The 5,347-nt window shown below is 46.5% G+C and carries 7 protein-coding genes and 1 pseudogene; 4 read left to right on the plus strand and 4 right to left on the minus strand.

Translation table 11 applies throughout. From position 1 onward, the window contains the following. The 4 genes from JK213_RS15685 to JK213_RS15700 form a co-directional block, all read left to right on the plus strand. Positions 1-807 (plus strand): hypothetical protein (locus tag JK213_RS15685; RefSeq protein WP_211571891.1); only part of this gene is annotated, 807 nt, incomplete at its 5' end. Continuing rightward, entirely contained in the window at positions 807-1,181 is a 375-nt protein-coding gene (locus JK213_RS15690; RefSeq protein ID WP_211571892.1) for a hypothetical protein, read from the plus strand. The genes JK213_RS15685 and JK213_RS15690, both read left to right, overlap by 1 nt. A gap of 277 nt (positions 1,182-1,458) precedes the next feature. Next, entirely contained in the window at positions 1,459-1,671 is a 213-nt protein-coding gene (locus JK213_RS16145) for a type II toxin-antitoxin system RelE/ParE family toxin (RefSeq protein WP_322783079.1), read from the plus strand. Then, positions 1,668-1,964: a DNA-binding transcriptional regulator gene (locus JK213_RS15700; RefSeq protein ID WP_194263509.1), complete on the plus strand. Its 297-nt coding sequence runs from the start codon at positions 1,668-1,670 to the stop codon at positions 1,962-1,964. Before JK213_RS16145 ends, JK213_RS15700 begins: the two co-directional genes overlap by 4 nt. A gap of 195 nt (positions 1,965-2,159) precedes the next feature. Here JK213_RS15700 and JK213_RS15705 read toward each other — a convergent pair whose 3' ends face one another. The 4 genes and pseudogenes from JK213_RS15705 to JK213_RS15715 all read right to left on the minus strand — a co-directional run. Then, positions 2,160-2,537, minus strand: a complete 378-nt coding sequence (locus JK213_RS15705) for a hypothetical protein (protein WP_194263510.1) — start codon at positions 2,535-2,537, stop codon at positions 2,160-2,162. Positions 2,538-2,547: 10 nt separating this feature from the next. Continuing rightward, a complete protein-coding gene (locus tag JK213_RS15710; protein WP_211571893.1) occupies positions 2,548-3,747 on the minus strand; it encodes a hypothetical protein in 1,200 nt (399 codons plus the stop codon). 820 nt (positions 3,748-4,567) lie between these two features. Next, positions 4,568-4,690 (minus strand): transposase, encoded by a 123-nt coding sequence (locus tag JK213_RS16015; protein WP_408872061.1) that lies wholly within the window; start codon positions 4,688-4,690, stop codon positions 4,568-4,570. 411 nt (positions 4,691-5,101) lie between these two features. Further along, positions 5,102-5,347: pseudogene (locus JK213_RS15715) on the minus strand (NAD(FAD)-dependent dehydrogenase); the annotation flags it as partial.

Here is a 5,347-nt window from a genome sequence, read left to right on the forward strand (position 1 = left end):
GGTCGTAGTTTAAATGATAGTATTCACGATATAGCGCATTCTCCAGAAGCGCGCACACAGCAAATAGATCCTTTCCTACAAAACAGTGTTGGAAACATTTCCGACGATCTGGAACAGAGCGCGGCAACGGTCCTGAATTATGTGTCACAAGCTGCGATGAGCATTCGTGATTATTCACAGGACCAGCTTCAGTCTCTTGCTAACGGGTATCAGACGTCCTTTACGCTTGATAGCAATGTCGTGAACAGCCTTACGCCTCACAGCTGGACTGCATGGCAGTGCCTTGCAGCGGCGGTTGTTGTTTCTTTCGCGGTGATGAGCGCGCCGGAGATGGGCGCTGCAGCGGTGGTGGGAGGCGTTGCTGTCCCGGGCGGAGAGGCCCTTCTCGACAGAGCGGCGCTGATCATGGAGTCTCGCTTCGTTACGGATCTAGAAACAAAAAACCCCAATATTTTGACGTCCGCCGGAAAGACTTATGCAGCAGACGATCTTGCTCCGATGATTGCTCAGCATAGTGAGAAACATATTGATGCCCTTACGAAGCCCAATTCCATTCCATTGCGAACACTCGGGATTAACAACGTACATGACCTGTCAGAATATGCAAAAAATATGCTTTTGAACGCCCCAAGTAACTCTAGCAGATATGAAATAAACTCAGAATTGGGTGGAGACAGAATCGGAATATGTGACCGTCAAGACCAAACGGTATTGATATTTAATCCATACTCAAAAACTATTGGAGATAACAATGGTACTTTATTCATCCCCAAATTCGGATATAGCTATTTTAAAGTATTACAATAATGACTGATAATTTCACTCTCTCCTTTGATGAGCTGGTTTCAATTCGGAACTATCTGGTTGCAACGGTATTGGATTTTTCAGATGCCACCGAGATATCCATTTTAGGAATGTTTTCAGATGATGAAATTTTGATGGAAGTAATAAAGATAAAATCTTTTCTTTTACAAAACAAGAAAGAATATAATAACGTCTTTTCAAGTGGAGAGTATAAACTTATAAAAATCTGTTTGTACCATGGTAATCTGGCTTTAGGGATATATGACAAATATAAGCCACAAATAGATTACGGGTCCTGTATTTTTTCTGATACTGCGGAAAGGTTATTAAACTACATAAATTCCGACACTGTTTCAGCCCATCTATCTTCTAATTAAAAAAAGATAAACAGCTCTGTGGGTGTTTAGGACCTCTTAGATCTTAAAATTTTTCCCTCGAGGGGTAAGACGTCTCGACATGATCTGCGGCGGACGATAGCAGCGATTTTTTGGCGTCATGAGAATGGTGCGAAATGGCGGAGTATCCCCGCTAAGCTGCAGACCGTTGTCGAACTGCCTGAATTCATAAAGCGGGCAAAAGCCCTGATGTCAGACGACGATCGTATGGCTCTGATTAACATGCTCGCTGCGATGCCAGATGCTGGCATTTCTTTAGGTGGCGGTCTGCGAAAGGTCGTGCTTTTCCCGCGAGGGTGGTGGGAAGAGGGGAAGGTACAGAACTCTCTACGTTTTTGGTGGAAGACAGATGCCTCTGTTCCTCCTGACCGTTTTTGCCAAAAACGAGAAAGACAATCTGACGCGATCTGAACAGGTTGCCCTGGTAGAGTTGAGCAAAACGCTTATTGCGAAATACGGAGAACCATCATGAGCGCTTATGACAGCATTCTGCAGGGGGTGAATGCGGCTCTTGCCTATTCAGAAGCTCCCGCCGAGGACAGCGTGACCCACCAGGTCCGTGTTCCATCGGTTGACGTGGCGGCCATCAGAACCCGGACCGGACTCTCTCAGGCCCAATTTGCCAGAAGCATCGGGGTCGCCAAAGGAACTCTTTTGAACTGGGAACATGGTCGTCGTCAGCCAACCGGACCAGCCCAGGTTTTGCTGGCGATGTTGGATAAGCGACCGTCTTTAGTGAGTGAGCTGCTTTCTGTGGCTCGCTGAGAAAACACAGGTCCTGATACGCTCATTCAGACGACCAATATGGGGGGAAGGCGGAATGTCGGGTGCTCGGGAGAGATGGTCGAAAGCGGCCTTTCGCTGCACTCACTTTCGTGGCCACATTCCTCCGATCAGAAGCGAGAAAAAAATTACCGAGAGGAACTCACAATCAAGCGATTTTAGAACTCTCCTCGTGATTTAAAAAAAGCTATTAGGCAACACGAGCGTTGTTCCTTCTTTTAGTATTGCCCAGCCATAATTTTTTCTCAAAGAATATTCCAAGAAAATAATATTATCTTCGACATCATATTCTGGAAGGTTATCTAATGGAAAATCATTAAAAATGCGCTTTGCAACATCAATCGGATCCTCTTCGGAGAAGATAGGTATATTATTTTCTCTATCATGTTCAATTATTATATTATTTTTTATGCCCATCGTAAAAAGTAGTATAATATGGCTGAATTTTTCTCTTGTTGTTAAATTTTTCTCTTTGAAAAACAACTCCTTCCATATCATGGAGAAATCTTCATCACATAAGCTCTCTAAAATTTTCTTTGTGTCTTCAATATCCATTACTTTACCCCTATTTCGAAAATTTAAGACGACTTACACCGTTTGACATTGTAGGTAAATCTATGGTCCAGTCTTTACCAGAACCTGAAACTGTACGATATGTTATATTACCAATTTCTGTTTTCACGGTATACACCTTTCCGATATCACTATCTATTTTTAGATACGGATCTAATGGCCCTTTAATACATGTAAGGTTACGAAAGATATTTTCAACTGACTGCTCATTTGCCCCAGTGAAATCCATGGCTCTCTTTTGGTATTTAGTAGAATAATTTTGCGTCAGACTGGCACCATCATCCAAAACCACTGTAGTACCGGAATTTTTTGGATTTAAATTTTCGAATTTTTCTATTTGAGAAGAATATAACGCATACTGCGGCTCAGAGCTTGCCCCCTTTGTTTCGAATATAGCAGCAGAACTGATTTCATTATCTAAGGTTGCCCCTAAAATTTCCTCTCCGCCAGAGACCAATATTTCGCCGACAGCTACAGCTTCTCCGGGTGGAGTCATACTTATTGCTAAAGTTGCGGCCAAACCTACCCAACTAATCCAATTGTTTTGAACTAACTTGTCATAACTACCTTCAGAACCAGAGAGTGCGAACGTGTTTTGATAGTTTGTAGCGAGTGACTGAATTTGGTCTTGTGAGTAATCTCGAATACTCATGACAGCTTGCGACACGTAATTCAGGACCGTGGCGGCGCTTTGCTCTAGATCGCCGGAAATATTACCAACATTATTCCGCAGGAAAGGATCTATTTGCTGTGTGCGCGCTTCTGGAGAATGCGCTATACCGTGAATACTATCATTTAAACTACGACCGTTCCCAATAGCATCCTGATAACTCTGATTTCCACTCGTATCTATCGAACGTCCGAGTTCAATATGGTAAAGATCATTCAGTTTGCCGATCTCTTCGGCTGAGTGCGCCATACTCCAGCGAATATCGTGCAGCGTTTGTCCCGATGCCATTGCATTCTGTTGAGCTGTCAAACCGTCTGGATCCGACCCACGGCCCAAGACCTGAGAATAAAGGTCGTTGACCTTTGCTGTCGAAGCATCAGAAAATGCGATGTCTCTTCGAACCTGATCTGGTGAACCGCCGTTGCTGGCCGTCTTGTAGGCGTTCTCATAATCCTGTTCTGAAGGTGAGGTTCCCAGAATGTCACTAAAGTCTTTCTGTAAGTCCTGATCGAGATCAGACACCTTTATAGGGACGTGTGCACCAGACGGCGCCGTGTAAGTTGCAAAATCTTTTCCGTTAGGCGCAAGAAGAAAGGTGCCAGTGCTCAGGACTTCAGCTTTGTAACCGTGATACGATACAATCCGATGGCCATGGACAGGGATATGCTCGTCGTTTGATGATGAATTGGAAGGAGGACTGTTGGAGCTTCACCAAGTAGATGGATCCACTCCGCCTCCTCCACTGCCTTCATCATCTGGATCAGAAGGATGCGATGTGAAAGTATCCCCGCCTCCACTCGCTTCGACACCCCCACCTCCATCTCCGCCGTTGTTATCAGGAATGCTGGCACTCTGTTTGGGGGGCGTGTAGCCATCATCGCTGCCCGGATCTTCCGCTGAACGCGCCAACATGACCAGTCCGATTGACGAAGACGACGGGGTCTGTATTGCAGGGACAGAAAATTGAGTGTCTTTTGTCGACTGTTCCGTACCATTTCCAAAGTTTTGGAGCGTCTGAAGCGCGGCCGTAAGCGCTGGACTATTACGGTGATAGTCTGTCGCCCCCCCCATATTGGGTGATCTCATTATTTGAGGATGTGCCACTAGCCAATTTTAGATCATAATCTGTTGTTGAAGCAGCGGCTCCAAACTGATGGTTTGCTATCCCTGCGGAATGGCCCCCTCCTGGGATCTGCGCCAAGGCAGTATCGTGGGAAGATGTAGGCAGAGACGTAAAAAAAACTTTGATCCGTCATGGTAGCTCTGGCTTTTGTATAATTTCGTTACGTTAAGTAACTCACAGATACAAAAGAACGTCAAATGATAATGCCACATCGGCCTGCTACCTGACTTGCGGCAATTTCTTTGTTGGGCTGACCTGAAGGTTAGAACTTATGAACAGGTCATAATGGCGGATGCGATGAAAGCCTGATGGCAGGACATTTAGTATGAAGCGGCGGATAATATGAGACTATGTATTCAGAGGCTATATCCGTTATCGGAATGCGATCGTAGTATTCGATGTCCGTTATGAGGCGATTGTCGCCCGTCTGCTCTGGCATCACTGAGCAGACGGGCACTTCGGGGGGGAACCGGAGTGTCCGCTCCTCATCGGAAACTCTGCGAAGCGGACATAACGGTCACTTCCGGCGCAGATCACTTTGGCAATGATAATGATCAGCCCTGCCCCAAAGCCTGGACGCCGTTCTTGCCGGTGATTTCCATGCTCGCTTCGAACGAGGGCTGGTCGCGTTTTTCCGCGGCCTGTCATCTCCCGGCTGACGCCAATACGCCGCCAGGCAGGCATTGCCGGACGATTTTTCCGTCGGACTCTATCATCAGACGGGTTTCGTTTGATGATCAGGGTGCTTGCACGTTACGTCGAAGAGGACAGGCTTTCAGCGAGCGCTGCCCAACCGTCCTGGACAGGGGAAAGAGCCGCTGCAAAGGTCGCGTCATCAAGAGGAGCATTTTCTCGGATGATAGCGTCTGAAAGGGTAATCGCGGGCATCGGAGAGACGGGTCTCATTTTAAGTCCCTCCGCCACCTGATGCAGTTGCGCCGCGCACTTCCCGCCGCCATGACCGCCATAGGTGACGATCATCAAGGGTTTTCCTTTCCA

Source organism: Gluconobacter sp. Dm-44, from assembly GCF_018256175.1.
GTDB lineage: Bacteria > Pseudomonadota > Alphaproteobacteria > Acetobacterales > Acetobacteraceae > Gluconobacter > Gluconobacter cadivus.

Bases quoted from the DNA above. Each gene is read 5' to 3' on its own strand.
- JK213_RS15690 (WP_211571892.1), top strand. From the start codon at position 807: ATGACTGATAATTTCACTCTCTCCTTTGATGAGCTGGTTTCAATTCGG.
- JK213_RS15700 (WP_194263509.1), top strand. From the start codon at position 1,668: ATGAGCGCTTATGACAGCATTCTGCAGGGGGTGAATGCGGCTCTTGCC.
- JK213_RS15705 (WP_194263510.1), bottom strand. From the start codon at position 2,537: ATGGATATTGAAGACACAAAGAAAATTTTAGAGAGCTTATGTGATGAA.